At 68.9% G+C, this 23,128-nt stretch carries 22 protein-coding genes and 1 tRNA gene; 14 read left to right on the top strand and 9 right to left on the bottom strand.

From position 1 onward, the window contains the following. From H521_RS24125 to H521_RS26620, 3 genes are all read right to left on the bottom strand, one after another. Positions 1–547 (bottom strand): hypothetical protein (locus H521_RS24125; RefSeq protein ID WP_022894344.1); only part of this gene is annotated, 547 nt, incomplete at its 3' end. A 102-nt stretch (positions 548–649) separates the two neighbouring features. Then, complete coding sequence (locus H521_RS0117660) at positions 650–1,489, bottom strand: DUF1349 domain-containing protein (protein WP_169514010.1); 840 nt, start codon at positions 1,487–1,489, stop codon at positions 650–652. Beyond that, a complete protein-coding gene (locus H521_RS26620; RefSeq protein WP_156891524.1) occupies positions 1,422–5,648 on the bottom strand; it encodes a ThuA domain-containing protein in 4,227 nt (1,408 codons plus the stop codon). Before H521_RS26620 ends, H521_RS0117660 begins: the two co-directional genes overlap by 68 nt. A gap of 198 nt (positions 5,649–5,846) precedes the next feature. Between H521_RS26620 and H521_RS0117650 the strand changes: the two genes are divergently transcribed. Beyond that, positions 5,847–6,599 carry a phosphoglyceromutase gene (locus tag H521_RS0117650; protein WP_022894343.1) on the top strand — a complete coding sequence of 251 codons (753 nt, stop codon included), beginning with the start codon at positions 5,847–5,849 and terminating at the stop codon, positions 6,597–6,599. A gap of 80 nt (positions 6,600–6,679) precedes the next feature. Here H521_RS0117650 and phoU read toward each other — a convergent pair whose 3' ends face one another. Next, positions 6,680–7,339 (bottom strand): phosphate signaling complex protein PhoU, encoded by a 660-nt coding sequence (gene phoU, locus H521_RS0117645; protein WP_022894342.1) that lies wholly within the window; start codon positions 7,337–7,339, stop codon positions 6,680–6,682. A 183-nt stretch (positions 7,340–7,522) separates the two neighbouring features. Here phoU and H521_RS0117640 point away from each other — a divergent pair, with 183 nt between their 5' ends. Next, on the top strand, positions 7,523–8,785 hold the full coding sequence (locus H521_RS0117640) for a sensor histidine kinase (protein WP_022894341.1): 1,263 nt from the start codon (positions 7,523–7,525) through the stop codon (positions 8,783–8,785). Continuing rightward, on the top strand, positions 8,782–9,462 hold the full coding sequence (locus H521_RS0117635; protein ID WP_022894340.1) for a response regulator transcription factor: 681 nt from the start codon (positions 8,782–8,784) through the stop codon (positions 9,460–9,462). The genes H521_RS0117640 and H521_RS0117635 overlap by 4 nt, the downstream gene beginning before the upstream one ends. A 59-nt stretch (positions 9,463–9,521) precedes the next feature. On the opposite strand, the gene H521_RS0117630 is transcribed toward H521_RS0117635, so the two are convergent. Further along, the gene (locus H521_RS0117630; protein ID WP_026482439.1) at positions 9,522–10,004 is read right to left on the bottom strand and encodes a hypothetical protein; all 483 of its coding nucleotides are present in this window, start codon (positions 10,002–10,004) and stop codon (positions 9,522–9,524) included. A 159-nt stretch (positions 10,005–10,163) separates the two neighbouring features. Between H521_RS0117630 and H521_RS0117625 the strand changes: the two genes are divergently transcribed. The 4 genes from H521_RS0117625 to rlmB all read left to right on the top strand — a co-directional run bounded on the left by H521_RS0117625 (position 10,164) and on the right by rlmB (position 14,414). Next, positions 10,164–10,646: a CarD family transcriptional regulator gene (locus tag H521_RS0117625; RefSeq protein WP_022889889.1), complete on the top strand. Its 483-nt coding sequence runs from the start codon at positions 10,164–10,166 to the stop codon at positions 10,644–10,646. Between the two features lie 86 nt (positions 10,647–10,732). Continuing rightward, complete coding sequence (gene ispD / locus H521_RS0117620) at positions 10,733–11,923, top strand: 2-C-methyl-D-erythritol 4-phosphate cytidylyltransferase (RefSeq protein ID WP_022894338.1); 1,191 nt, start codon at positions 10,733–10,735, stop codon at positions 11,921–11,923. Between the two features lie 50 nt (positions 11,924–11,973). Then, entirely contained in the window at positions 11,974–13,398 is a 1,425-nt protein-coding gene (gene cysS, locus H521_RS0117615) for a cysteine--tRNA ligase (RefSeq protein ID WP_022894337.1), read from the top strand. After that, a complete protein-coding gene (gene rlmB / locus H521_RS0117610; protein WP_022894336.1) occupies positions 13,395–14,414 on the top strand; it encodes a 23S rRNA (guanosine(2251)-2'-O)-methyltransferase RlmB in 1,020 nt (339 codons plus the stop codon). The genes cysS and rlmB overlap by 4 nt, the downstream gene beginning before the upstream one ends. Positions 14,415–14,471: 57 nt before the next feature. On the opposite strand, the gene H521_RS0117605 is transcribed toward rlmB, so the two are convergent. Both H521_RS0117605 and H521_RS0117600 read right to left on the bottom strand, forming a co-directional pair. After that, positions 14,472–15,794 carry a DUF4032 domain-containing protein gene (locus H521_RS0117605; protein WP_026482438.1) on the bottom strand — a complete coding sequence of 441 codons (1,323 nt, stop codon included), beginning with the start codon at positions 15,792–15,794 and terminating at the stop codon, positions 14,472–14,474. 90 nt (positions 15,795–15,884) lie between these two features. Beyond that, entirely contained in the window at positions 15,885–16,985 is a 1,101-nt protein-coding gene (locus H521_RS0117600; RefSeq protein ID WP_022894334.1) for an ABC transporter ATP-binding protein, read from the bottom strand. A 247-nt stretch (positions 16,986–17,232) separates the two neighbouring features. On the opposite strand from H521_RS0117600, the gene H521_RS0117595 reads away from it, so the two are divergent. The 3 genes from H521_RS0117595 to H521_RS24115 all read left to right on the top strand — a co-directional run bounded on the left by H521_RS0117595 (position 17,233) and on the right by H521_RS24115 (position 19,410). Continuing rightward, positions 17,233–18,159: a DsbA family protein gene (locus H521_RS0117595; protein WP_022894333.1), complete on the top strand. Its 927-nt coding sequence runs from the start codon at positions 17,233–17,235 to the stop codon at positions 18,157–18,159. 97 nt (positions 18,160–18,256) lie between these two features. Then, positions 18,257–18,329, top strand: a tRNA-Thr gene (locus tag H521_RS0117590). A gap of 91 nt (positions 18,330–18,420) precedes the next feature. Next, positions 18,421–19,410 (top strand): DMT family transporter, encoded by a 990-nt coding sequence (locus H521_RS24115; protein WP_084512586.1) that lies wholly within the window; start codon positions 18,421–18,423, stop codon positions 19,408–19,410. On the opposite strand, the gene H521_RS24110 is transcribed toward H521_RS24115, so the two are convergent. Beyond that, a complete protein-coding gene (locus tag H521_RS24110) occupies positions 19,394–19,948 on the bottom strand; it encodes a nitroreductase family protein (RefSeq protein WP_022894331.1) in 555 nt (184 codons plus the stop codon). The two genes, H521_RS24115 and H521_RS24110, sit on opposite strands and share 17 nt — an antisense overlap. Further along, positions 19,949–20,350 (bottom strand): peptide-methionine (R)-S-oxide reductase MsrB, encoded by a 402-nt coding sequence (gene msrB / locus H521_RS0117575; protein WP_022894330.1) that lies wholly within the window; start codon positions 20,348–20,350, stop codon positions 19,949–19,951. Positions 20,351–20,593: 243 nt separating this feature from the next. Here msrB and H521_RS0117570 point away from each other — a divergent pair, with 243 nt between their 5' ends. The 4 genes from H521_RS0117570 to H521_RS0117555 all read left to right on the top strand — a co-directional run bounded on the left by H521_RS0117570 (position 20,594) and on the right by H521_RS0117555 (position 23,018). After that, positions 20,594–20,890 (top strand): DUF3263 domain-containing protein, encoded by a 297-nt coding sequence (locus H521_RS0117570; protein ID WP_022894329.1) that lies wholly within the window; start codon positions 20,594–20,596, stop codon positions 20,888–20,890. Between the two features lie 27 nt (positions 20,891–20,917). Further along, positions 20,918–21,463: a LytR C-terminal domain-containing protein gene (locus H521_RS0117565; protein ID WP_022894328.1), complete on the top strand. Its 546-nt coding sequence runs from the start codon at positions 20,918–20,920 to the stop codon at positions 21,461–21,463. Between the two features lie 217 nt (positions 21,464–21,680). Next, entirely contained in the window at positions 21,681–21,884 is a 204-nt protein-coding gene (locus tag H521_RS0117560; RefSeq protein ID WP_022894327.1) for a cold-shock protein, read from the top strand. A gap of 84 nt (positions 21,885–21,968) precedes the next feature. After that, positions 21,969–23,018 (top strand): DUF3048 domain-containing protein, encoded by a 1,050-nt coding sequence (locus tag H521_RS0117555; protein ID WP_026482437.1) that lies wholly within the window; start codon positions 21,969–21,971, stop codon positions 23,016–23,018. Positions 23,019–23,128: the final 110 nt, after the last annotated feature.

The following is a 23,128-nucleotide window of genomic DNA, read 5'->3' as shown; positions in this document are numbered from 1 at the left end:
CGGCGCTGGCGGTCCATTGGCCTTCGGTGGCGATCTCGCCGGAGTTGAAGGCCATGGCGAGCAGTTCCTGGTCGACGAGGCCGACGGCGTTGGGGCCGTCGTCGAGGATGGTGTCGACCTGGTCGCCTTCGGCGACTTGTCCGGATTCGCCGCCGTCGATGAGGTTCGGGGTCCAGCCCAGGTGGTCGGCGGTGATGGGCGCGAGTCCGGTGCCGGTGAAGTCGCTGGAGCTGCCGAGCACGTACCAGGCTGCGTCGGCGGGGATGGTGGCGGGGTCGCGGGTGTCGGTGACGGTGACGGTGGGCAGGGCGCCGGTGAATTGGCGGACGGTGGCGTCGGAGCCGTTTTCGGTGAGGGTGGTGGTGGTTGCGGCGACGCTCATCGCGAGGACGCCGGGTTCGGTGATCTCGGCGATCGAGACGTTCACGGCGACGTCCTGGTCGCCTTGGTTGACTTCTTCGGCCATCGCGACGCCCGCGACGCCGACGAGGAGGACGGTGCCGACGGTGACCGCGGTGCACCTGGCGACGAATCCTGACTTGCTCATTTTAACACTCCTGGTTCTCTCGGCTGCTCTGCCGAATGGATGTAGTGGATCGGGTACGAAGGGGGCCGGTGGCCCGCCCGGGGGCGGGCCACCGGCTGGTGTTCAGTTACAGGTGGCGGCGTCGTAGGCGGCCTCGATCGATTGCGTCACCGGGGTGCCGTCGATCGTTGCCGTGGCTTCGACGGTGACCGTGCCGGCTGGCACGTTCACCTGGCGGGTGGTGAACACGTGGGTCGCGTTCTTGCCGGGTGCGACTTCCGCGAACGACTTGGTGCCGTATGCCGACGTGATCGTCACTGCCATCGGCACCGCCTCGTTGTTCGTCGCCTTCACCGTCACCAGCACCTTGCCGGCGATGCAGCGCGTTCCGGCGACCACCGGCACATCCAGCACCGGCGCCGGGTCACTCGCCTCCTCGATGTAGTCGAACGTCACGTCGATCTGATCGGCCCCGGCCAAGGGGGCCGTGGCCATCAGCCCGACCTTGCCGGCCGCGACTGCAGCGTTGGTGACGGTGCCGGAGACGGCTTGCCAGGTCGCGCCGTCGTCCACCGAGACCTCCGCGGAGTACGTCGAACCGTCGCGAGCGAGGCGGATCAGGTAATCACCCGTGGGTGACGCGTCGATCATGAGGTTCTTCTCGGTGTTGACGTCGTTGATCTCGCTCGACAGCTGGAAGCGGATCTTGCCGGCCGTTCCGTCGGACATGACGGCCGCCTTGATCCAATTCTTCTGGTCGACGTAGTCGATGATGCCGGCCTGCTGCCACTGCTTCGTGAAGTCGCCCTGCAGCTTGGTCTGCAAGTTCCACTTCGACCCTGCCTGGTCGGTCGTCACCATGTTGTTGAGCGTGCCGTTGTTGGTTCCGTAGAAGTCACCGGCAGTCGTGTGGATCTTCAGCTTGCCATCGGCGACCGACAGCTTCGCCGGGTCGGGGTTCACGACGGTCCACCGGCACGCATCGAGGGCATCGCCCTCGAACTCGTCGTCGGGGACCCGCAGCGCGGGGTCGCACGGCTCGCCCGCGTCGACATCGCGCACGTAGTCGAAGCCCACCTCGATCTGGTCGGCCCCGGCCTGCGCGCCCAGGGCGAACACGCCGACTCCCGCCGCGGCGACCGGCGCGTTCGCCCAGGGCGAACACGCCGACTCCCGCCGCGGCGACCGGCGCGTTGGTCACCGCTGTCGGGAGAACGACCCACGTCTGCCCGCTGTCGCGCGAGAACGAGCCGCTGTAGGAATCGCCGTTGCGGCTGAGGCGCAGCAGGTAGTCGCCGTACGTCGACGGATCGAGGTTCGCGACCTCGGGACGTGCATCCTGCAGGACCCCGCCGACTTCACTGCGGAGCTCGACCCTGACCTTGCCGCTGCCCTGCGCGATCACATCGAGTTTGACGTAGTTGTCGTCGTCGGCCCGAACGATCAGGCCGCCCTGCTGATACGTCTTGGCGAGTGCCGCCGTCAGCTTCGTCTCGATCGTCCACTCGGTGCCCTCCGGTTGGTCGGTCGTGAGGATGTTCGGGACCGCGGTGTTGTTCGTGCCGTTGAAGTCGTTGTCCGTCGTCGTGACGAACCACTGACCGTCCGAGACACGTGACAGGTCGGGGCGGTAGTTCGCGACATCCCATCGGCACGTATCGAGCGTGGCCTCGAGGAACTCGTCGTTCGGGCCGCGCTCCGGAGCAGGATCGTCGCAGCTCGTCGCGCCGGTGACGGTGATGACCTTGGTCTGCGACGCCGAGGCGCCACTCGGGTCCTTCACCGTGACCGTCGCGGTGAACGCGCCGCCCGTCGTGTACGTGTGCGACACCGCCGCCCCGGTGGCCGGGTCCGACTCGTCGCCGAAGTCCCACGTGTACGTGAGCTCGTCGCCGTCGGGGTCCGTCGCAGCCGCGGTGAAGTCCACCTCGACCGGCGCCGTGCCCGAGGTCGGCGTCGCGGTCAGCCCGGTGACCTTCGGGGCGGTGTTGGAGGCCGCGCCCTTGCCCTCGAACGAGATGTCGTCGACGTCGAAGATGTCTCCGGAGCCACCCCTGGCGACGAAGAACAGCCCCGTGCTGCCGCCCGGATCGGTCAGGTTCACCACGGGGGTCTGCTTGTGCGTCTCCCACGATCCGGTGCTGGGCAGAGCCAGCGTGCCGAGGAGCGGTCCGTCCGCCGCACCCGAGCGCACCTCGAGCGTCCCGCCGCCGCCGCCGGACGCGTAACGCGCCGAGATGCCGGTCATGTTCTTCAGGTTGACCGTGTCGAACGAGAACCAGTCGCCCGAAGCGATGTAGCCGAGCTGTCTGCCGCCGTGCGCGGCCGCCTTGTCGACGACCTGCACGCCGGAGTTGTCGTCGAAGTACTCGGCTTGCTTCGTGCGGGTGTGCAGCGTGGCCTCGTCGTCGCTCGTGAGCGCGGGCACGTCGCCCGAGCCGTTGTCGGTGTAGGTCGCGTTGATGACGCCGAAGATGTCGGCGTCGAGGCCGTGACCGCTGTCGGCCACCGTCGTGATCGTGCCCTGGCAGCCCGTCTCACTCGAGAGCGGGTGGCCGTGATTGTCGTGGCCGAGGATGTACTCGACGGTCACGCGGCTGCAGTCGATCGTCGAGCCGTCCTCCGGATCGGTCACCGTCACCTTGAACGGGATCTGGTCGCCGAAGTCGAAGAAACTGCCGTTGTCGGGCAGCTCGAGTGTGACGACGGGCGAGGTGTTGCCCACCGTGACGGTCGAGCTGGCGTACGACTCGTTGTCGCCCGAGTCAGTGACGGTCAGCTTGGCCGCGTAGACGCCGTTCTCGGTGTAGGTGTGCGACACCGCAGCATCCGTAGAGTCGGTCTGACCGTCACCGTCGAAGTCCCACGCGTACGACATGGGGAGCTCGTCGGGATGGGTCGAGCCGGTCGCGTCGAACTCGACCGTCAGCGGCGCCGGGCCGTCAGTGGCGGATGACGTGATGACCGCACTGGGCGATCGCGTGCCGTTGACGTAGTCGATGCGATAGACCGCGGAGTCGGCAGCGCCGCCGAAGTAGCCTCCGCCGTAGTCGAGGACGTACAGGGATCCGTCGGGCCCGAACTCGAGGTCCATCGGTCGACGCAGGTCCATCCATTCGAGCGTGGGACTGATCGAGTGCAGCGCGCCGGTGTCGTCGACGTCGGCTTCCTTGATCCACGCGCGGTCCCACTCGTAGAGCAGGGGGCGGCCGTCGTAGTACTGGGGCCACTTCGTGTCGGACGCCAGCGCGGCGTCGTAGTTGTAGACCACGCCACCCATCGGCGACTCACCGCCCGTGCCGAACTCCGGCACCGAACCGCCGTCGTATTCGATCCAGGCGTCCTTCGCGGGCGGCAGGTCGACGAGGCCCGTGTTGTTGGGGCTCTCGTTCTTGGGTGCGGCGCAGTCGAACTTCGCTCCCGACGTCGACGTCGCGAAGTCGTAGTCGTTGTATGCCTTGCCCTTGCCGATGCAGTAGGGCCAGCCGTAGTTGCCGGCCTCCTTGATCAAGTTGTACTCGACCGTGCCACCCGGGCCGCGCGTCGGGCTGGCGGACCCGGCATCCGGACCGTAGTCGCCGAGATAGATCCAGCCGGTCTCCTGGTCGACCCCGAACCGGAACGGGTTACGGAAGCCCATCGCATAGATCTCGGGACGGGTCTTGGCGGTGCCCTCTGCGAACAGGTTGCCGGCCGGGATGGCGTACGATCCGTCGGCGTTGACTGTGATGCGCAGCAGCTTGCCGCGCAGATCGTTGGTGTTGCCCGACGAGCGCTGGGCGTCGAATGCCGGGTTGCGTGCCGCCCGTTCGTCGACCGGGTTGTAGCCGTTGGAAGCGAACGGGTTGGTGTCGTCTCCGGTCGAGAGCAGCAGGTTGCCGTCACCGTCGAACTTGATCTCGCCGCCGGCGTGACAGCACAGGCCACGGTTCGCCGCGACCTGGAGGATCTTCTGCTCCGAGGCGAGGTCGAGCTTGTTGCCGGCGTCCAGCTTGAAGCGGGAGAGCTGGTTGTGGCCGTCGAAGGTGGGAGCGGGCGCGTTCTCGGGCGCGTCGCCGGCTGGCGTGCTCAGCTTGGGTGCGTAGTAGAGGTAGACCCAGCGGTTGGTCGCGAAGTCCTTGTCGACCGCGACGCCCTGCAGGCCGTCTTCGTCGTGGCTGTAGACCGGCACGGTGCCGGCAAGGGCCGTCTGGGCTTCCTTGCTGGTGTACCAGACGCGGCCGTCGCGCGACGTGTGCACCACGTCGCCGCCGGGCAGCGGCGCAAGGGCGATGGGCTCGCCCGTCTTGTCGGCACCCTTGGCGAGGGTGACCTGCTCGTACGAGGAGTCGACCGTCGCGTTGCAGTCGGCGTCGACGACGCCGGCGGCGGTCTGGATGCCGCCGAGCACGTGGTCGAGGAACATCGGGTCGCTGAACGAGGCGTTGGTGTGTCCGCCGCCGGTGTACCACGACCGGCCCGCCCCGAAGTCCTGGCACCAGGCGATGGGGTGGTCGGGCGCCATCGAGCCGCCGCCGTAGGTCTTCTCGTCGAGCGTCGCCAGCACGTGCACATCGCCGCGCGGGTTGGCCTGGTAGTTGTACCACTCGTCATCGCGGTTCCACGTGCGTGGCAGGTCCTCGGTCGACTGGTGGTCGTGATCCTGCACGTTGACGTCGGCGTTCGGCGTGCCGTTCGGGTGCGAGGCGAAGTAGGCGCCGACGAGTTCGCCGTACCACGGCCAGTCGTACTCGGTGTCGGACGCGGCATGGATGCCGGCGTACCCGCCGCCACCCTCGATGTACGCCTCGAAGGCGCCTTGCTGGGCCTCGTTCAGCACGTCTCCGGTCGTGGAGAGCCACACGACGGCCTTGTACTGCGCCAGGTTCTCCTCGGTGAAGGCGCTCGCATCCTCGGTCGCATCGACCGCGAAGTGATGGTCGGCGCTGAATCCCTTGATCGCGGCGATGCCCGGCTCGATCGAGCTGTGGCGGAATCCGGCTGTCTTGGAGAAGACCAGGATCTTGAACTCGTCGTGCGCCGATGCCGGCGTCGCCGTTGCGGCGACGAACCCTGCGGCGAGCAGGGCCGTGACCGCCACGGCGATGAGACGTTTCACGGTCGAACGGAACTGGGTGAGCATGAGACCTCCATTGGTTTCAACTACCGGGAGCGCACGCGGGCGTCCGACCATGAACCTAGGGGGGCCTTTTCGCATTCGTCAAGCAAAAGATGATAAAAGGTCGTTGAATGCTGTTCAAAATGCTGCAGAGCGTCTCTCAGCGGCGGCGATAGCCGTTCTCTCGCGTGACCGACCCGCGGATGCCTCGCCGCTAGGCTTGTGCTCATGCCTCACACCCTCGTGCTGCTTCGCCACGGCAACAGCGAATGGAACCAGAAGAACCTGTTCACCGGTTGGGTCGACGTGCGGCTCTCCGAACTCGGCACCACCGAGGCGGCGCGCGCCGGCGAGCTCCTCGCAGAGGCCGGCGTGCTGCCCGACGTGCTGCACACCTCGGTGCTCACCCGCGCGATCCAGACGGCGAACATCGCGCTCGACGTCGCCGACCGTGCGTGGATCGACGTGCGTCGCTCCTGGCGACTCAACGAGCGTCACTACGGTGCGCTGCAGGGGCTCGACAAGGCCGAGACGCTCGAGAAGTACGGCCCCGAGCAGTTCCAGCTCTGGCGTCGCTCGTTCGACGTGCCGCCGCCCGTGCTGGCCGACGATGCCGAGTACTCGCAGGTCGGCGACCCGCGCTACGCGAACCTCGACGATGCCGAGCTGCCGCGCACGGAGTGCTTGAAAGACGTCATCGAACGCATGCTGCCGTACTGGCAGTCCGACATCGTGCCCGACCTCGCGGCGGGCAACACCGTGCTCGTCACCGCCCACGGCAACTCGCTCCGAGCGCTCGTCAAGCACCTCGACGGCATCGGCGACGACGAGATCGCCGAGCTCAACATCCCGACCGGCATCCCGCTCGTCTACCGCCTCGGCGACGACTTCATGCCGCTCGGCCCCGGAGAGTACCTCGACCCCGCCGCCGCCGCCGCCGGGGCAGCCGCCGTTGCGGCGCAGGGCAAGAAGTAGGGCACCCTCGCGAACGACGAAGGCCCGGCGGATGTCGCATCCGCCGGGCCTTCGTCATGCACTGCCCATCGGGCCGGGTGTCAGAGTGCCGACTTCTCGGGATCCCAGTCGCCGGTCGCGAGGTACTGCACCTTCTTGGCGATCGACACCGCGTGGTCGGCGAAGCGCTCGTGGTACCGGCTCGCGAGCGTGGCGTCGACCGTGTCGACGGCCTGGCCCTTCCACGTCTCGCCGAGCACCTTGTCGAACACCTGCAGGTGCAGTGCGTCGATCTTGTCGTCCTCGTTGCGGATCTCCTCGGCGAGGTTCACGTCTTCGGTGCGCAGCAGCTCGACGAGCTTGCGCGCGATCTCGACGTCGAGGCGGCCCATGTCGGCGAAGGTCGGCCGAAGCGTCTTCGGCACGACCTTGTCGGGGAACCGGTAGCGGGCGAGCTGGGCGATGTGCGTCGACATGTCGCCCATGCGCTCGAGCGATGCGCTGATGCGCAGCGCGCTCACGACGATGCGCAGGTCGCGTGCGACGGGTTGCTGGCGCGCGAGGATCGTGATCGCGAGCTCGTCGAGGGCAACCGTCTCCTGGTCGATGCGGTCATCGTCGGCGATCACCTCCTCGGCGAGGCTGACGTTCGACTCGTTGAATGCACGCGTCGCCTTGTCGATCGATTCGGCCACGAGCTCGGCGAGCTCGACGAGCCCTTCCTGCACCTCGCGCAGTTCCTGCTGGAACACCTCACGCATGTCTGTGGATCCTTGTCTTCTCTGGCCAGTGACGGGCACGGACGTGCCCGGACGCTCCGGCCCCGGGACATCCTCCCGGCGCAAGATGAACAACAGGTGCCGGGACACTGAACACTGTTTAACGTACCGCCGCACAGGGGGACAACGGCGGATCGCGCTCGAGTGGCTGGCTAGTCTGGAGCCATGGACTCCACCTGGTCGGTGCTCACGGCACTGGCTTTCGGCATCTTCCTCGGCGCCGCCTTCATGATCGTGCTGCATTTCGCCGAGCGCCGCGGCTCGAACGCGGCGAGAGTCGTGGCGCCCACGATCCCCGACGGCGTCGATCAGGTGCTCGAGGTGCTGGAGTCCGCCGGGGTCGTGCTCGACCCCTCCAACAACGTGCTCCGTGCTTCACCCGGTGCGCTCGCCATGGGGCTCGTGCGCCAGCAGGCGCTCGTGCATCCCGAGTTGCTCGACCTCGTGGCATCCGTTCGTCGCGGCGGCGAGCCCCTGGTCGACGAGGTCACCGTGGCTCGCGGGCCCTTCGGCGACTCGACGTTGCGCCTGCACGTGCGAGTCGCCCGGCTGGGCACCCGATTCGTGCTGCTGCTGGCCGAAGACCGCACCGAGGCGCATCGCCTCGACGAGGTGCGCCGCGATTTCGTCGCCAACATCAGCCACGAGTTGAAGACGCCGATCGCCTCGGTCAGCCTCCTCGCCGAGGCGCTCGATCAGGCGGCCGACGAACCCGAGCAGGTGCGCCGGTTCGCAGGGCGGCTCTCGGTCGAGGCCGCGCGGCTCGCTCACATCACGAGCGAGGTCATCGAGCTGTCGCGGCTGCAGGCGCGAGACGCGCTACGGCCCGACCGGCTCGTGCGCGTCGACCAGGTCATCGCCGCGGCGGTCGACCAGAACCGGGTGGTCGCCGGCGGCAAGCAGGTCGAGGTCGCCGTCAAGGCCTCGGCGAAGGCGGAGGTCTACGGCGACCGTGCGCTGCTCGTCGTCGCGGTGCACAATCTCATCGCGAACGCGATCGCGTACTCCAACGCCGGCGGGCGCGTGGGGGTCGGTGCGAAGGTCGACGGCGATGTCGTCGAGATCGCGGTGACCGATCAGGGCATCGGCATCGAAGCCGACGAACTCGAGCGCATCTTCGAGCGGTTCTACCGCGTCGATCAGGCGCGTTCGCGTAACACCGGCGGTTCGGGACTCGGCCTCAGCATCGTCAAGCACACGGTGCAGAACCACGGGGGCGACGTGCGCGTCTGGTCGCAGCCCGGCCGTGGGTCGACGTTCATGATCCGGTTGCCGCTGGCCGAAGCCCCGCTCGAGGGCGGCGCCGGTGGAGCGGACCGCGACGAGGGCCGAGCCCGAGCGGATGCCGCGCCGCCGCGTTCCCCGAAGAAGACGTCAGCACGACCGGCTGCGAGCGCCGCAGCCACCGATCGAGGAGACCGTACGTGACCCGCATCCTGCTCGTCGAAGACGAGATCGCCCTGAGCGACCCCCTGAGCTTCCTGCTCGAGCGTGAAGGCTACGAGGTGGAGGTCGCCGCCGACGGGCTGGCCGCCGTCGCCGCCTTCGACCAGTCCGGCGCCGACCTCGTGCTGCTCGACCTCATGCTTCCGGGCCTTCCCGGCACCGAGGTGTGCCGTGAGATCCGCAACCGCTCGACGGTGCCCATCATCATGCTCACGGCGAAGGACTCCGAGATCGACATCGTCGTCGGGCTCGAGCTCGGCGCCGACGACTACGTGACGAAGCCCTATTCCACTCGTGAGCTCCTCGCTCGCATTCGCGCCGTGCTGCGCCGGCGCATCGAGATCGAGGACTTCGACGAGGCGGTGCTCGAGGGCGGGCGCGTGCGCATGGACGTCGATCGCCACACGGTCGAGGTCGACGGCGAGGCCGTGCCGATGCCCCTGAAGGAATTCGAACTGCTCGAGCTGCTGATGCGCAACCCGGGCCGGGTGCTCACGCGCGGGCAGCTCATCGACCGCGTGTGGGGGTCCGACTACTTCGGCGACACCAAGACCCTCGACGTGCACATCAAGCGCATCCGCTCGAAGATCGAGCAGCAGCCCTCAGAGCCGGTGCAGCTCGTGACGGTTCGCGGGCTCGGCTACCGCTTCGAGGCCTGAGGGGCAGACGAAACGGGCGGGGTGCCGTGGCACCCCGCCCGTTTCGTCGTCGACTCGCGTCAGGGAGCCAATTGCTTGTACTCGGGGAGGCGGCTGTCGAGCACCGGCACGAGCTTCTCGACGCCCTCGGCGCCGTCGTACTGGAAGTACACGGGCAGGAGCGAGCCCGGCTGCGTGTCGATGCCCTCGAGGAGCAGGGGCTCGATCACATCGGTGCCCTCGACGTCGCCGACGCCGAAGGTCACGGAGGAGCCGGCCTCGACCTCGATCTCGTGGGTGTCGCCGCCGCCCTCGCCGAACTGCACGCCGAGGTCGATGTCGTCGGTGCCGTTGTTCACGACGGTCATGACGAGGTTGCCGTCGACCCCGTCGTCGGAGACGATGAGGATGTTGCGGAGGTCGAGATCTCCGACGTCGGCCGAGACGCCGTCGCTCGCGTCGTAGTGCTCGGTCGTGGCCTGGTACGTGAGCATCGAGCAACCGCTCGCGCCGAGCGCGATGCCGAGGGCCAGAGCAGCGGATGCCGCAAGACGCGCCTTCACAGAACCTCCAAGTGCATGCAAGCGCGCACGGGCGGTGGCCCGGGCGCGATGGGATCGAATCGAGCATATCGTACGGGTGACGGCCTGCCCGAAGGGGGGCGGAACTTTAGCATGATCCTGAATGTGATATCCTGATAGTTGCCGAAAGGACATCTATTCATGCTTTTTGAGGTTGGCGAAACCGTCGTTTACCCCCATCACGGTGCCGCAACGATCACCGAGGTCAAGAAACGCATCATCAAGGGTGAAGAGAAGCTCTACCTCAAGCTGAACGTCACGCAGGGAGATCTCGTCATCGAGGTTCCCGCCGAGAACGTCGACCTCGTCGGCGTTCGTGACGTCATCGGCAAAGAAGGCCTCGACAAGGTCTTCGAGGTGCTGCGCGCCCCCTTCACCGAAGAACCGACCAACTGGTCGCGTCGCTACAAGGCGAACCTCGAGAAACTCGCCTCCGGCGATGTGATCAAGGTTTCCGAGGTCGTGCGCGACCTCTGGCGCCGTGATCAAGACCGAGGCCTGTCGGCCGGTGAGAAGCGCATGCTCGCGAAGGCGCGCCAGATTCTCATCTCCGAGCTCGCACTCGCCGAGAAGACCGACGAAGAGGCGGCTTCGACCGTGCTCGACGAGGTGCTCGCCTCCTAGCGAGCACTGCAACGAACGGCGGGCGCGAGAGCGCCCGCCGTTCGTCGTCTCATCCCTCGCCCGCCGAGGCGACTACGCTCGGTTCCGTGAGCTCAACGATCGCCGTCATCGTCGTCGCCGGGGGCAGCGGTACCCGGCTCGGGCACTCCGAACCGAAGGCGTTCGTGCCGCTCGGCCCCGGCACCATCCTCTCGGTGGCCGTCGATGCCGTGCTGGGCATGCGAGAGACGCCGCACCTCGTGCTCGTCGTGCCCGTCGACCGCGTCGGATCCACTCGAGCGCGATTCGAGCCGGTCGTGGCTGCGGCATCCGCCCGGCTCGACGTGGTCGCCGGCGGAAGCACCCGTCAGCGCTCCGTCGCCGCGGGCCTCTCGGCGCTCCCGCCGTCGATCGACACGGTGCTCGTGCACGACGCGGCGCGCGCGCTGGCTCCGGCGCTGCTGTTCGACGAGGTCGCCGGGGCCGTTCGTGCGCGCCAGCACGGCATCGTGCCGGCGCTCGACGTCGTCGACACGGTGAAGCGCGTGTCGGCAGAGGGCCGCGTGCTCGAGACCGTCGACCGTTCGACCCTGCGAGCGGTGCAGACCCCGCAGGGTTTTCCGCGCGCGTCGCTCGACCACGCCTACGCCACGGCCCACGGCGAGTTCACGGATGACGCGGCGCTCGTGGCATCCGCCGGCCTCGTGGTCGAGGTGGTGCCCGGCGACGTGCGCGCCTTCAAGATCACGGTGCCCGCCGACCTGCACCGCGCAGAGCAGCTCGTCACCCGCGCGGCCTCGAGCGGCGGGTTGGCTGCGTCGGTACCGCGCATCGGCACCGGCACCGACGTGCACGCCTTCACCGATGACGACGCCACCCCGCTCTGGCTCGCCGGGCTCGAGTGGCCGGGGGAGCGCGGACTCTCCGGGCACTCCGACGGCGACGCCGCCGCCCACGCGATCTGCGACGCGCTGCTCGCTGCGGCGGGCCTCGGCGACGTCGGCCAGGTCTTCGGCACCGCCGATCCGCGCTTCGAGGGTGCGAACGGAGCCGTGTTCCTCGCCGAGACCCGGCGGCTGGTCGAGCTCGCGGGCTGGCGGGTGGGCAACGTGACGGTGCAGATCGTCGGCAACCGACCGAAGCTCGCCCCGCGGCGGGCGGAGGCCGAGGCGCTGCTGTCGGGCGTGCTCGACGCACCCGTGAGCGTGTCGGCGACGACGAGCGACGCGCTCGGATTCACGGGCCGGGGTGAGGGAGTCGCCGCGGTGGCGACGGCCCTCCTGCTGCCCCTCGCCTGAGCCGCCGTCCTCCGCAGGTCACGGACATGCCCGGCCGGTAGGCTTGCCGAGTGACCGTGCGACTCTACGACTCCAAGGCCCAGGCCCTGCGTGACTTCGTGCCCCTCGATGATGGGCGCGTCGGCATGTACGTCTGCGGACCGACGGTGCAGTCGAGCCCGCACATCGGCCACCTGCGCAGCGCCCTCGTGTACGACATCATGCGCCGCTGGTTCGCCTACAGCGGCAACGACGTCGTCTTCGTGCGCAACGTCACCGACATCGACGACAAGATCCTGAACGCGGCGGTCGAGAACTCGACCGATGAAGCGTGGTGGGCGCTCGGGTACCGCGTCGAGCTGGAGTTCACCGCGGCATATGCGTCGCTCGGCATCCTGGCACCGACGTACGAGCCGCGGGCTACCGCGAGCGTCGCGCAGATGCAGCAGCTCATCACACGCCTCATCGAGCGCGGCCACGCGTATGCCGCCCCCGACGAGTCGGGCGATGTCTACTTCGACACTGCGAGCTGGCCCGCATACGGCGAGCTCACTCGCCAGGCGCGCGACAACATGGAGGCTGCGGCCGACGCCGACCCCCGTGGCAAGCGCGATCCGCGCGACTTCGCCCTGTGGAAGGGCCGCAAGGCCACCGAACCCGAATCGGCGAGCTGGGCCTCTCCGTGGGGCGATGGGCGCCCCGGCTGGCACATCGAGTGCTCCGCCATGGCGACCCGCTACCTCGGCGACGAGTTCGACATCCACGGCGGCGGCCTCGATTTGCGGTTCCCGCACCATGAGAACGAACTCGCCCAGTCGACGGCGGCGGGCGACGCCTACGCACGCTACTGGGTGCACAACGGGCTCGTGAACGTCGGCGGACAGAAGATGTCGAAGTCGCTCGGCAACTCGGTGTTCGCCGCCGAGCTGTTGGAGCTCGCCTCGCCCCTCGCAGTGCGCTATCTGCTCGGCGCGGCGCACTACCGCTCGACGCTCGACTACTCGCCCGACTCGCTCGCCGAGGCCGAGGCGACCGTCGACCGCATCCGCGGCTTCCTCTCACGTGTCGCCCGGCGTCTCGGCGGCACGCGCTACTTGGGCGTCGGCGCACCGGTGATTCCCGAGGCGTTCGCCACCGCCATGAACGACGACTTCAGCGTGCCGCAGGCGCTCGCGGTGCTGCACGACACGGTGCGCGCCGGCAATCAGGCGCTCGACGCCGACGAACTGCACGACGCCGCAGTGGCGCACGGGCAGGTCGTCGCCATGGTCGAAGTGCTCGGCATCGACCCGCGCGACCCGCACTGGGCGGCCGCCGACACCGGGCCCGCGGCATCCGCGCTCGACGCCCTCGTCGCCCGCCTCATCGAAGACCGACAGGCTGCGCGCGAGTCGAAGGACTACGCTGCCGCAGACCGCATCCGCGCCGAACTCTCGGCAGCGGGTATCACCATCGAAGACAGTTCGACCGGAACGCATTGGAGCTTGGGACTATGAAGGGCAGCAGCGGAAAGTCGCGAGCCGGAGCCGTACGGAAGGCGAAGAACAAGCAAGTCGGCTCAGGAGGCCAGGGCCGTCAGGCGCTCGAGGGCAAGGGCCCGACGCCGAAGGCCGAAGATCGCGCCTGGCACCCCGCCGGCAAGCGCAAAGCCGCCGACGAGCGCTATCGCGCGTCGGGCGGCAAGCGCGTCGCCGGTCAGGGTGGCGGCCAGCGCCAGGGTGCGCCGCGCGGTGCCTCCGGTGCTGCGCGCCGTGCGAAGACGGGCGACGAGTCCGAGATCGTGACAGGCCGCAACTCGGTCGTCGAGGCGCTCCGGGCGCGCATCCCCGCGACGACGCTGTACATCGCTGCGCGGGTCGAGATGGACGATCGCGTGCGCGAGGCGTTGAAGATCGCGACCAACCGCGGCATCCCGATGCTCGAGGTCATGAGACCTGAGCTCGACCGTCTCGCCGGAGAGGGCGGCGTGCACCAGGGCATCGCGCTGAAGGTGCCGCCCTACGAGTACGCGCACCCGATCGAGCTGCTCGACGAGGTGCTCGCCCGTGACGAGACGCCGCTGTTCGTCGCGCTTGACGGCATCACCGACCCGCGCAACCTCGGCGCGATCCTGCGCTCGACCGGCGCGTTCGGCGGCCAGGGCGTCATCGTGCCCCAGCGCCGATCGGTGGGCGTGAACTCCGCCGCGTGGAAGACCTCGGCCGGGGCCGCCGCGAGAGTGCCGGTCGCCATGGCGCCGAACCTCACGCAGACCCTCAAGGCGCTGAAGGAGCGAGGCGTGTTCGTGCTCGGTCTCGACGGCGACGGCGACGTCTCGCTGCCCGGACTCTCGTGGGCCGATCGCCCGATCGTGGTCGTCGTCGGCAGCGAGGGCAAGGGGCTCTCGCGGCTCGTCGCCGAGACGTGCGACGCCATCGTCTCGATCCCGATCAGCGCATCGACGGAGTCGCTGAACGCCGGCATCGCCGCCTCGGTCACCCTCTACGAGATCTCGAAGCTCCGCGCGGAGTAGCAGCGCCCGTGGGTCGGCGAGCGAGCACGGCTCGCGCGTCGACCGGCGGATGCCGGATCAGACGTTCGCGCGCCAGTCGCCGTCGTCGTCGGGGTCGAGTGCGGCGAACGCCGCGGTGTCGGTCGACGGAATCGTCTCGATCGGCATCGTGAAGGAGTCGGTCGGCGGGCCGATCACGGTCGCCTCGTCGCGGCGATGGCGAAGCACCGTGTTGACGTACGAGGTCACCGCCTCGGCGAGCGGGATGTCGTGGCCGACCTGCTGCGCGAGGAACCAGCGGTGGTCGAGCAACTGGTGGAAGACCTCGGCCGGCTCGAGCTTGCCGCGAAGCTCGAGCGGGATCGCCCGCACGACCGGCTCGAACACGCGCATGAGCCACTCGTGAGCGACCATCTCCTCGTCGAGCTCGGTCTTGTCGTAGGCGGCGCGGTACGAGTCGAGGTCGTTGAGCAGGCGTCTGGCCTGATTCTCACCCGCATCGAGCCCGGTGAGCCGCAGCAGCCGGCGTTGATGGTGACCGGCGTCCACGACCTTCGGCTGGATGCGCACCGTGGTGCCGGTCTCGTCGGTGCGGATCGCGAGCTCCTCGATGTCGAAGCCGAGCTCGTTCAGGCGGTTGACCCGCTCGTTGATGCGCCATCGCTCGGCGCTCGAGAACGACTCGGAGCCGGTGAGCTCGGTCCAGAGGCTGCGGTACGCCTCGACGATGCCGTTCGAGATGTTCACCGGGTCGAGTTCGTCGGCGACCTTGCCGCCGGCCTCGAGATCGAGCAGTTCGCCCGCGATGTTGACCCGGGCGATCTCGAGGTCGTTCTCGCGCTGGCCGTTCGAGAGCCCGCCCTCGTACAGCTTGCCCGTCTCCGCGTCGACGAGGTAGGCCGCGAAGGCGCCGGCGTCGCGACGGAAGAGCGTGTTCGACAGCGACACGTCGCCCCAGAAGAACCCGACGATGTGCAGGCGCACGAGCAGCACGGCGAGGGCGTCGACGAGTCGCGTGGCGGTGTCGGGCCGGAGGGTCTGCGAGAAGAGCGCACGATAGGGGAGGGAGAAGCGCAGGTGCCGGGTGACGAGCACCGGCTTCAGCTCATCGCCCTCGGCGTCGCTGCGATTCGTGATGACCGCCACCGGGTCGACGCAGGGGATGTCGAGGCGTTGCAGCGAGCGCAGCATCTCGTATTCGCCCTTGGCCATCTCGGCCGTCGTCTCCTTGATCGCCACGACATGGGTGCCGAGGTGCGCGAACCGCACGAGGTGGCGCGAGATGCCCTTCGGCAGCGCCGCGATGGTCTCGTTGGGCCACGCCTCGAGCGGCACGTCCCACGGGAGGTCGAGTAGTGCCGGATCGGCCAAGGCCGACGTGATGGAGAGTGATCCGCTCATTAGGGCCTCAGCGTAGTCGTCGGATGCCTCGTGGATACAGCGATGCCGGCCGGGCGAGTGCCCGGCCGGCAAACCGGTCGACAGGTCGCGTCAGGCGACGACCGGCTTCTTGCTGAGGCGGAGGCCCGTCTCGGCGTCGAAGATGTGCACGTGGCCCGGCGTTGCCGTGAGATACACGCGCTCGCCGGCGTTCGGGTGCACGCGGCCGTCGACGCGCGCGACGATGTCGGTGCGCTTGCCCTCGACCGTCGAGTGGCCGTAGAGGTAGCCGTCGGCCCCGAGCTCCTCGACGAGGTCGACCTCGACCGCGAGGCCCTCGCCCTGCACGGGGGAGACGGTGATGTCTTCGGGACGTACACCGATCGTGGCGATCGTGCTGCTCGAGTCGGCGACCGCGTCGCGCTCGACGGGCACCGTGGCGGTGCCGAACTTGATGCCGCCCTCGACGAGGTCCGCGTGGAAGAGGTTCATCGCGGGCGAGCCGATGAAGCCGGCGACGAACACGTTGTTGGGCTGCTCGTAGAGGTCGCGCGGGGTGCCGACCTGCTGCAGGAGGCCGTCTTTCAGCACCGCGATGCGGTCACCCATGGTGAGCGCCTCGGTCTGGTCGTGCGTGACGTAGACGGTCGTGACGCCGAGACGGCGCTGCAGCGATGCGATCTGCGTACGCGTCTGCACGCGCAGCTTCGCGTCGAGGTTCGACAGCGGCTCGTCCATGAGGAACACCTGCGGCTGGCGCACGATGGCGCGGCCCATGGCGACGCGCTGACGCTGGCCGCCCGAGAGCGCCTTGGGCTTGCGTGCCAGGTAGGGCTCGAGGTCGAGGAGCTTGGCCGCCTCGAGCACGCGAGCTGCGCGCTCGTCTTTGCCGACGCCGGCGATCTTGAGCGCGAAGCCCATGTTCTCGGCGACGGTCATGTGCGGGTAGAGCGCGTAGTTCTGGAAGACCATGGCGATGTCGCGGTCTTTCGGCGGCACGTCGGTGACGTTGCGGTCGCCGATGAAGATGTTGCCCTCGTTGACCTCTTCGAGGCCCGCGAGCATGCGGAGCGAGGTGGACTTGCCGCAACCGGAGGGGCCGACGAGGACGAGGAACTCGCCGTCTGCGACCTCGAGGTCGAGCTGGTCGACGGCCGGACGGTTGCCTCCGGGGTAGAGGCGGGTGGCCTTATCGAACGTGACTGACGCCATGATGTGTTTCTCCTTCACCGGCAGGTACGTGCCGGACGATCCGTAGTGATGGACTCGCGTCGACGCTGACGCCCACTCAGTATCGCATGCACCGAGTGGTTCGGCGTACGCTCGGGTGCCGGCTCCACAGCCCGCGGTCGGCGGCCTCGCAGATCTCGTTTGGGTGATTCCCAGCCATCGTCCCTAATATCATCTTGGCGTTCGCATGCATGCGCGGGCGTACCCACAGCGACCGGAGTGACCATCGATGAGCAACGGCGGATCGAATCAGCCACGCCCCACCCGTAACGAACAGCGCGAAGCAGCGCGAGAGAAGGCACGGGAACTCCGCGAGGAGCAGAAGAAGCGCGAACGGCGCAACAAGGTGCTCATCCAGGGCGGTGTGATCGTCGCGGTGCTCGCGATCGCGGCGCTCGTCGGCACCCTGATCTTCAACAGCGTCAAGCCCGCGGGCCCCGGGCCGGCCAACATGGCGAGTGACGGAATCCTGCTCACCGGGGTCGACGGCACCATCACGGCGACCGAGACTCCGGCCCTCGCCGCCGGCGCGACGTCGAAGCCGACGGTGCCCGACGACAGCGGCACCGTCGCCAACATCGTCACCTACATCGACTACCTCTGCCCGTTCTGCGGTCAGTTCGAGCAGACGAACTCCGACTCGATCAGAACGATGGTCGAGTCGGGCGCCGCGACCCTCGAGGTGCACCCGATCGCGCTGCTGACGAACAAGTCGGCCGGCACGCAGTACTCGCTGCGCGCCGCGAACGCGGCCGCCTGCGTCGCCGACAACTCGCCCGACTCGTTCTTCGACTTCAACGCGCTGCTCTTCGAGAACCAGCCGGAAGAGACGTCGCCGGGTCTCACCAACACCGAGATCAAGGCCCTTGCGAAAGAGGCGGGCGTCGGCTCCCTTGGAGCGATCGAGAAGTGCATCGACGACACCCAGTTCAAGAAGTGGGTGCAGGATGCCACGACGCGTGCGCTCACCGAAGCGGTGCCGAACTCCGACCTCGAGTCGATCAAGGGCACCCCGACCGTGCTCGTGAACGGCAAGCAGTACGAAGGCTCGCTCACCGACCCGGCCGAGTTCCAGTCGTTCGTGCTGCAGGCGACGGGCGAGGCGTTCTCGGAGTCGACCTCGACGCCGACGCCGACTCCGACGCCGGCGCCCTGACGCTCGACGCGCTTCACGAGGGCCCGGCCGTGTGCCGGGCCCTCGTTCACGTCCGGCGTCCACCTGATCGGTAGGATGTCGGAGAGGCGATGTCCTCGCCGGCTTGGCGCAATTGGTAGCGCACCGCTCTTGTAAAGCGGGGGTTGTGGGTTCGAGTCCCATAGCCGGCTCTTGAACCAGAACCCACCCCAGACGCACTCGCCATCGGCGGGCGCCGACGCCGTTCATCGCCACGCGCACGTCGAGCAGTCAAGGATCCCGATGTGGATCGGCCTGCTGCTCGCCCTGCTGTTCGGTGCGGGCACCGCACTGCAGTCCCGCATCAACGGACAACTCGCGCAGGGGCTCCACGACCCGTACACGGCCGCAGCGATCTCGTTCGGCAGCGGGCTCGTGATCCTGCTCGTCGTCCTCACGATGTGGAAGCCGGGCCGCGTCGGCCTCCGCGGGGTCGGCGGCGCACTGCGCACCCGCGCGCTTCCGTGGTGGATGGTGCTCGGCGGCCTCGCCGGCGCCTGGTTCGTGATCACGCAGGGTCTCTCGGCCGGCGTCATCGGGGTGGCGCTCTTCACGATCGCGATCGTCGCCGGGCAGACCGTCGGAGGCATCGTGTTCGACCTCATCGGCCTCGGCCCCGGCGGACGACGGCCGCTCAGCGCGACCCGAGTGGTCGGCGCAGTGCTCGCGCTCGCAGCGATCGGCTGGGCGGTGTCGGCGCAGGTCGCCGGCGACGCACCGCTCCTGCTCATGCTGCTCCCGTTCGTCGCTGGCGTCGGTGCAGGGTGGCAGCAGGCGGTGAACGGGCGGGTGAAGGCCATCGCCGACAGCGCCCTCACCGCGACCGTGATCAACTTCCTCGTCGGAACGACGGCGCTCGTCGTGGTGATGCTCGTGCACGCGGCATCCGTCGGGTGGCCCGAGACGCTGCCCGCGGAACCATGGCTCTACACCGGCGGAGCGCTCGGCTGCATCTTCATCGCCGGGCAGGCGATGCTCGTGCGCCGGCTCGGCGTGCTGCTGCTCGCCCTCTGCGGCGTCGCCGGCCAACTCGTCGCCGCACTCGCGCTCGACCTGCTGCTGCCGACGGCCGATCGACCGGTCGAGCTCGCCACGGTCGGCGGCACCGTGCTCGCCCTCATCGCCGTGGCGGTCGCATCGATCCGCTGGAGTCGCCGCCGACACGCGGTGGTGCCCGCAGAGCCGCCGTCGGTCGATGGCGCCGAGTCGGCAGAGGTCAGCCGAGCGAGCTGAACCTCGAGGCGGCGTCGACACCGGGCGTTCGGTCGCTCCGCGCGCCAGCCGGTACACCGCCGACGTACAACCAGCCGAGCAGCCGCTCGCCCTCGGCGAGGCCGTGCATCTCTGCGACGAGCGGATGCCGCGTGTGCGGGCCCGTGCGCCACATCACGCCCCAACCGGCCTCGTCGAGCACCAGGCTCAGCTGGTGGGCGACGCCCGCGGCGACCGCCTCCTGCTCCCAGACGGCGACCTTGTGGTGCGGTCTGGTGACCGCGACGATCGCGAGCAGCAGGGGAGCGCGGAGCGGCTTGCCCGAGAGGCGCGCGCCCTGCTCGCCACTGAAGCCTGCGGCGCCCGCGAGCGCCGTTCCCAGCCGCGCCCGGGCATCGCCCCGCAGTGCGACGACCCGCCACGGCCGAAGGGCGCCGTGATCGGCGACCCGGCCCGCCGCTTCGAGCAGCTCGAGCAGCTGATCGTCGTCAGGCGCGGCATCCGTCACCTTCGGCGCCGAACGCCTGGCGAGCATCGCATCGCGAACGGGCGCCGCCACTCAGGACTCGGCTGAGAAGTCGAGGGCGAGGGAGTTCATGCAGTAGCGGTCGCCGGTCGGGGTACCGAAGCCGTCGGGGAAGACGTGCCCGAGGTGCGAGCCGCAGCTCGCGCAGCGCACCTCCGTGCGCACCATGCCGAGCGTCGAGTCCTCGATGAGCTCGACCGCCTCGGGGCGCACCGACTCGTAGAAGCTCGGCCAGCCGCAGCCCGAGTCGAACTTCGTGCCGCTCTGGAAGAGCTCGGCACCGCAAGCGGCGCAGGCGTAGACGCCCGCGCGGTCCTCATCGAGGAGCTCGCCGGTCCATGGGCGCTCGGTCGCCGCTTCGCGCAGCACGGAGTACTGCTCGTCGCCGAGTTCGGCGCGCCATTGCTCCTCGGTCTTCTCCACGTCGTACGCCATCAGCGGTCCTCTCGTGCTCGCAAGTGCCATCCCATGCTCGCAGGTATTGCGGGGAGTTCCGGCATCGAGTGCAACGTGCGAACCGGTTCGGATGTTCCGTCGTCGGCTCTCGTCGATGGGCCTGCCCGGCCGCCGGCCGCCGGCCGCACCGGGCACACGCCGCCGTCGCTCGGCTGATGCGCGGCCGACAGTGTCTAGGATTTGTGCAGGCGGCGCATCCGGCCCGCCTCGACGGGAGGTCGTATGAGCGCCGAGCGCCTGCCGCATCGACCCTCGCAGTCGGCCCTCGACGAGCGCGATCTTCGCGTGCTCGCTTTCGAGTCACGTGCCTGGCAGCAGCCCGGAGCGAAGGCGGAGGCCATTCGCGACGAGTTCGGTATCTCGGCCGCCCGTTATTATCGGATCCTCGGCGAGCTCATCGATTCGCCCGCGGCGCTCCGCCACGATCCCATGCTCGTCAAGCGACTGCAGCGCATGCGTGCAGCCCGTGCGGCGGCGCGATCGCGGCGTTCGCTCTCGATCGGCCGACCGCTCGACTGAGCGCGGCCCCGACACCTGACTGGACCCATGGCGCAGAAGTTCCCCCGCGATCGATTCGACTCGATCCCGCACGGCATCGACCGGGTCGGTGCGCACCGGGCGCCCGCGCGCCGCGGCGCAGCATGGATCGCGTTCGCCTGGGCGGCCCTCGCCACGGTCGTGCTGGTCGCGGTCGGCATCGCCGGCGTCATGCTCTTCAACGATCGCCTGAACTTCGGCAACCCTCCCGCCTCGACGCCGAGTCCCACGCCGGTCGTCACCGCCGAGCCGGTGATCGCTCCCGACATCCCGGTGCTCGTGCTCAACGGCACGGCGACGAGCGGCCTCGCGGCGCGGGCGGGTGAGACGCTCACGGCCAACGGCGTACCGGTCGGCTCGACCGCCAACGCCGACGACGACACCCTCACCGAGACCGTCGTCTACTACGCGACCCCCGAGCTCGAGGGCGCCGCCCGCGGCGTCGCCCAGTTCCTGCCCGAGGCCGACGTGCGCTTGTCCGACCAGTTCGCCGCCACCGGCAACCAGCTGGTCGTGGTGCTCGGTTCCGACTACGCCGACGCGACCGCGGGCTGATCCTCCCCGCCCGCCGCAGCGGGTGAATCGTTGCCATTCCGATACCTGCGCCGTGTGCAGAGCTCTTGTGCCAGGGCGGCCCGTCGTGAGTATCTGGATTCGGTCGCTCCCGTGGTGTGCACGTGCCGTTCCCGGCATCCGTTCTCCCATGTGGGTCGACCCGGCGCATGCGACATGCACGTGCCGATCGACACTCGCAGCAACATGGGAGCAACGCATGGCGAACGGAACCGTCAAGTGGTTCAACGCTGAGAAGGGCTACGGATTCATCACCGTCGCCGATGACGGCCAAGACGTGTTCGTGCACTACTCGGCGATCGACATGTCGGGGTACAAGGTGCTCGAAGAGGGCCAGCAGGTCGTCTTCGAGGTCGGCACGGGCTCGAAGGGCCCGCAGGCGGAGGCGGTTCGGCCGGCCTGAGGCGTGCGACCCTGATTCGCCGACGCAAGCCGGTTCGGCGGCGCGTTCCCCGGCTTCGGGTGGCCTCGCGGCTAGCATGACGGCATGGCGTTGCGAGTCCGGCGGGCCTCGCATCGGCGAGGGGTGACGTTCGCCGTGCTCAGCGCCGCGATCGTCGTGCTCGCCGGGTGCCAGGCCCCGGCGCAGGGACCGGATGCCGGTGAGCCAGAGGCCACCCGCCCCGCGGGCGAGTCGCCGGCTGCCACGGTGTCGTTCGCGCCGCTCCGGGGCACCAGCGCCGATGCCGCGGCGCTCGCGCACCCCTCGCTCGCGGTGAAGATCGACAACCACGACGAAGCGCGACCGCAGATCGCGCTCAACCGCAGCGACATCGTCTTCGAGGAGCTCGTCGAGGGCGGGCTCACTCGGTACGTCGCGATCTGGCACTCGGATGTGCCCGACGAGGTCGGCCCCGTGCGCTCGATCCGGCCGATGGATCCCGACATCGCGTCGCCGTTCGGCGGCATCATCGCCTACTCGGGCGGTCAGGACGAGTTCGTCGAGATGATGATGGCCACGCCGCTCCTGAACCTCGTCTTCGACTACGACGAGACCGGTCTCTTCAGCCGCGCCGACGAGCGGCCGGGCCCGCACGATGTGATCCTCAGTGCGGCCGAAGCTGTGTCGCGCCATGCCGAGCTCGCTCCGCCGCCCGTGCAGTTCTCCTACGGCGCAGCCGACGCGCTCGCGGCGCCGGCGTTCGCCGCGACGCCCACTTCGCGGATCGACCTCGTGTTCTCCGAGGCCCGGTTCCCGTCGTGGGAGTGGGATGTTGCGGTATCCGTCTGGCTGCGGTCTCAAGAGGGCGCGCCGGATCTCGAGACGTCGGGGGAGCGGGTGCGCGCGAGCAACGTCGTCACGCTGCGGGTCGGCATCGACGACGGCTACGGGGAAGTGCCGAAGACGGTGATGATCGGCACGGGTGAGGCCTGGGTGTCGGTCGCCGGTCGCACCGCCCATGGCACCTGGGCGAAGGATGCCGCGAGCTCGCCCATCACGTTGACCGCCGATGACGGTTCGCCGCTGCGCCTGGCGCCCGGCAACACGTGGGTCGAGCTCGTGCCGGACGACGGCTCGGCGACGTTCACGCCCTGAGCGGACAGCATCGCGCTCGCTTGCACTCGCGACGGTCGAGTGCCAGAATCGTCTTAGCACTCACTCGTTTTGAGTGCTAACCCAACGAATCTTTGAAGACGTCCGGGAAA

It is taken from the genome of Agromyces subbeticus DSM 16689 (assembly GCF_000421565.1).
Taxonomy (GTDB): domain Bacteria; phylum Actinomycetota; class Actinomycetes; order Actinomycetales; family Microbacteriaceae; genus Agromyces; species Agromyces subbeticus.
Note: the sequence above shows the minus strand (reverse complement) of the source record. Positions and strands in the feature narration are given on the sequence as shown.

What these genes read in the sequence shown, in the direction of transcription:
- H521_RS26620 (WP_156891524.1), bottom strand. Translation starts at nt 5,648, where the DNA reads ATGCTCACCCAGTTCCGTTCGACCGTGAAACGTCTCATCGCCGTGGCG.
- phoU (WP_022894342.1), bottom strand. Translation starts at nt 7,339, where the DNA reads ATGCGTGAGGTGTTCCAGCAGGAACTGCGCGAGGTGCAGGAAGGGCTC.
- H521_RS0117640 (WP_022894341.1), top strand. Translation starts at nt 7,523, where the DNA reads ATGGACTCCACCTGGTCGGTGCTCACGGCACTGGCTTTCGGCATCTTC.
- H521_RS0117625 (WP_022889889.1), top strand. Translation starts at nt 10,164, where the DNA reads ATGCTTTTTGAGGTTGGCGAAACCGTCGTTTACCCCCATCACGGTGCC.
- rlmB (WP_022894336.1), top strand. Translation starts at nt 13,395, where the DNA reads ATGAAGGGCAGCAGCGGAAAGTCGCGAGCCGGAGCCGTACGGAAGGCG.
- H521_RS0117605 (WP_026482438.1), bottom strand. Translation starts at nt 15,794, where the DNA reads ATGAGCGGATCACTCTCCATCACGTCGGCCTTGGCCGATCCGGCACTA.
- H521_RS0117600 (WP_022894334.1), bottom strand. Translation starts at nt 16,985, where the DNA reads ATGGCGTCAGTCACGTTCGATAAGGCCACCCGCCTCTACCCCGGAGGC.
- H521_RS0117595 (WP_022894333.1), top strand. Translation starts at nt 17,233, where the DNA reads ATGAGCAACGGCGGATCGAATCAGCCACGCCCCACCCGTAACGAACAG.
- H521_RS24115 (WP_084512586.1), top strand. Translation starts at nt 18,421, where the DNA reads ATGTGGATCGGCCTGCTGCTCGCCCTGCTGTTCGGTGCGGGCACCGCA.
- msrB (WP_022894330.1), bottom strand. Translation starts at nt 20,350, where the DNA reads ATGGCGTACGACGTGGAGAAGACCGAGGAGCAATGGCGCGCCGAACTC.
- H521_RS0117570 (WP_022894329.1), top strand. Translation starts at nt 20,594, where the DNA reads ATGAGCGCCGAGCGCCTGCCGCATCGACCCTCGCAGTCGGCCCTCGAC.
- H521_RS0117565 (WP_022894328.1), top strand. Translation starts at nt 20,918, where the DNA reads ATGGCGCAGAAGTTCCCCCGCGATCGATTCGACTCGATCCCGCACGGC.
- H521_RS0117560 (WP_022894327.1), top strand. Translation starts at nt 21,681, where the DNA reads ATGGCGAACGGAACCGTCAAGTGGTTCAACGCTGAGAAGGGCTACGGA.
- H521_RS0117555 (WP_026482437.1), top strand. Translation starts at nt 21,969, where the DNA reads ATGGCGTTGCGAGTCCGGCGGGCCTCGCATCGGCGAGGGGTGACGTTC.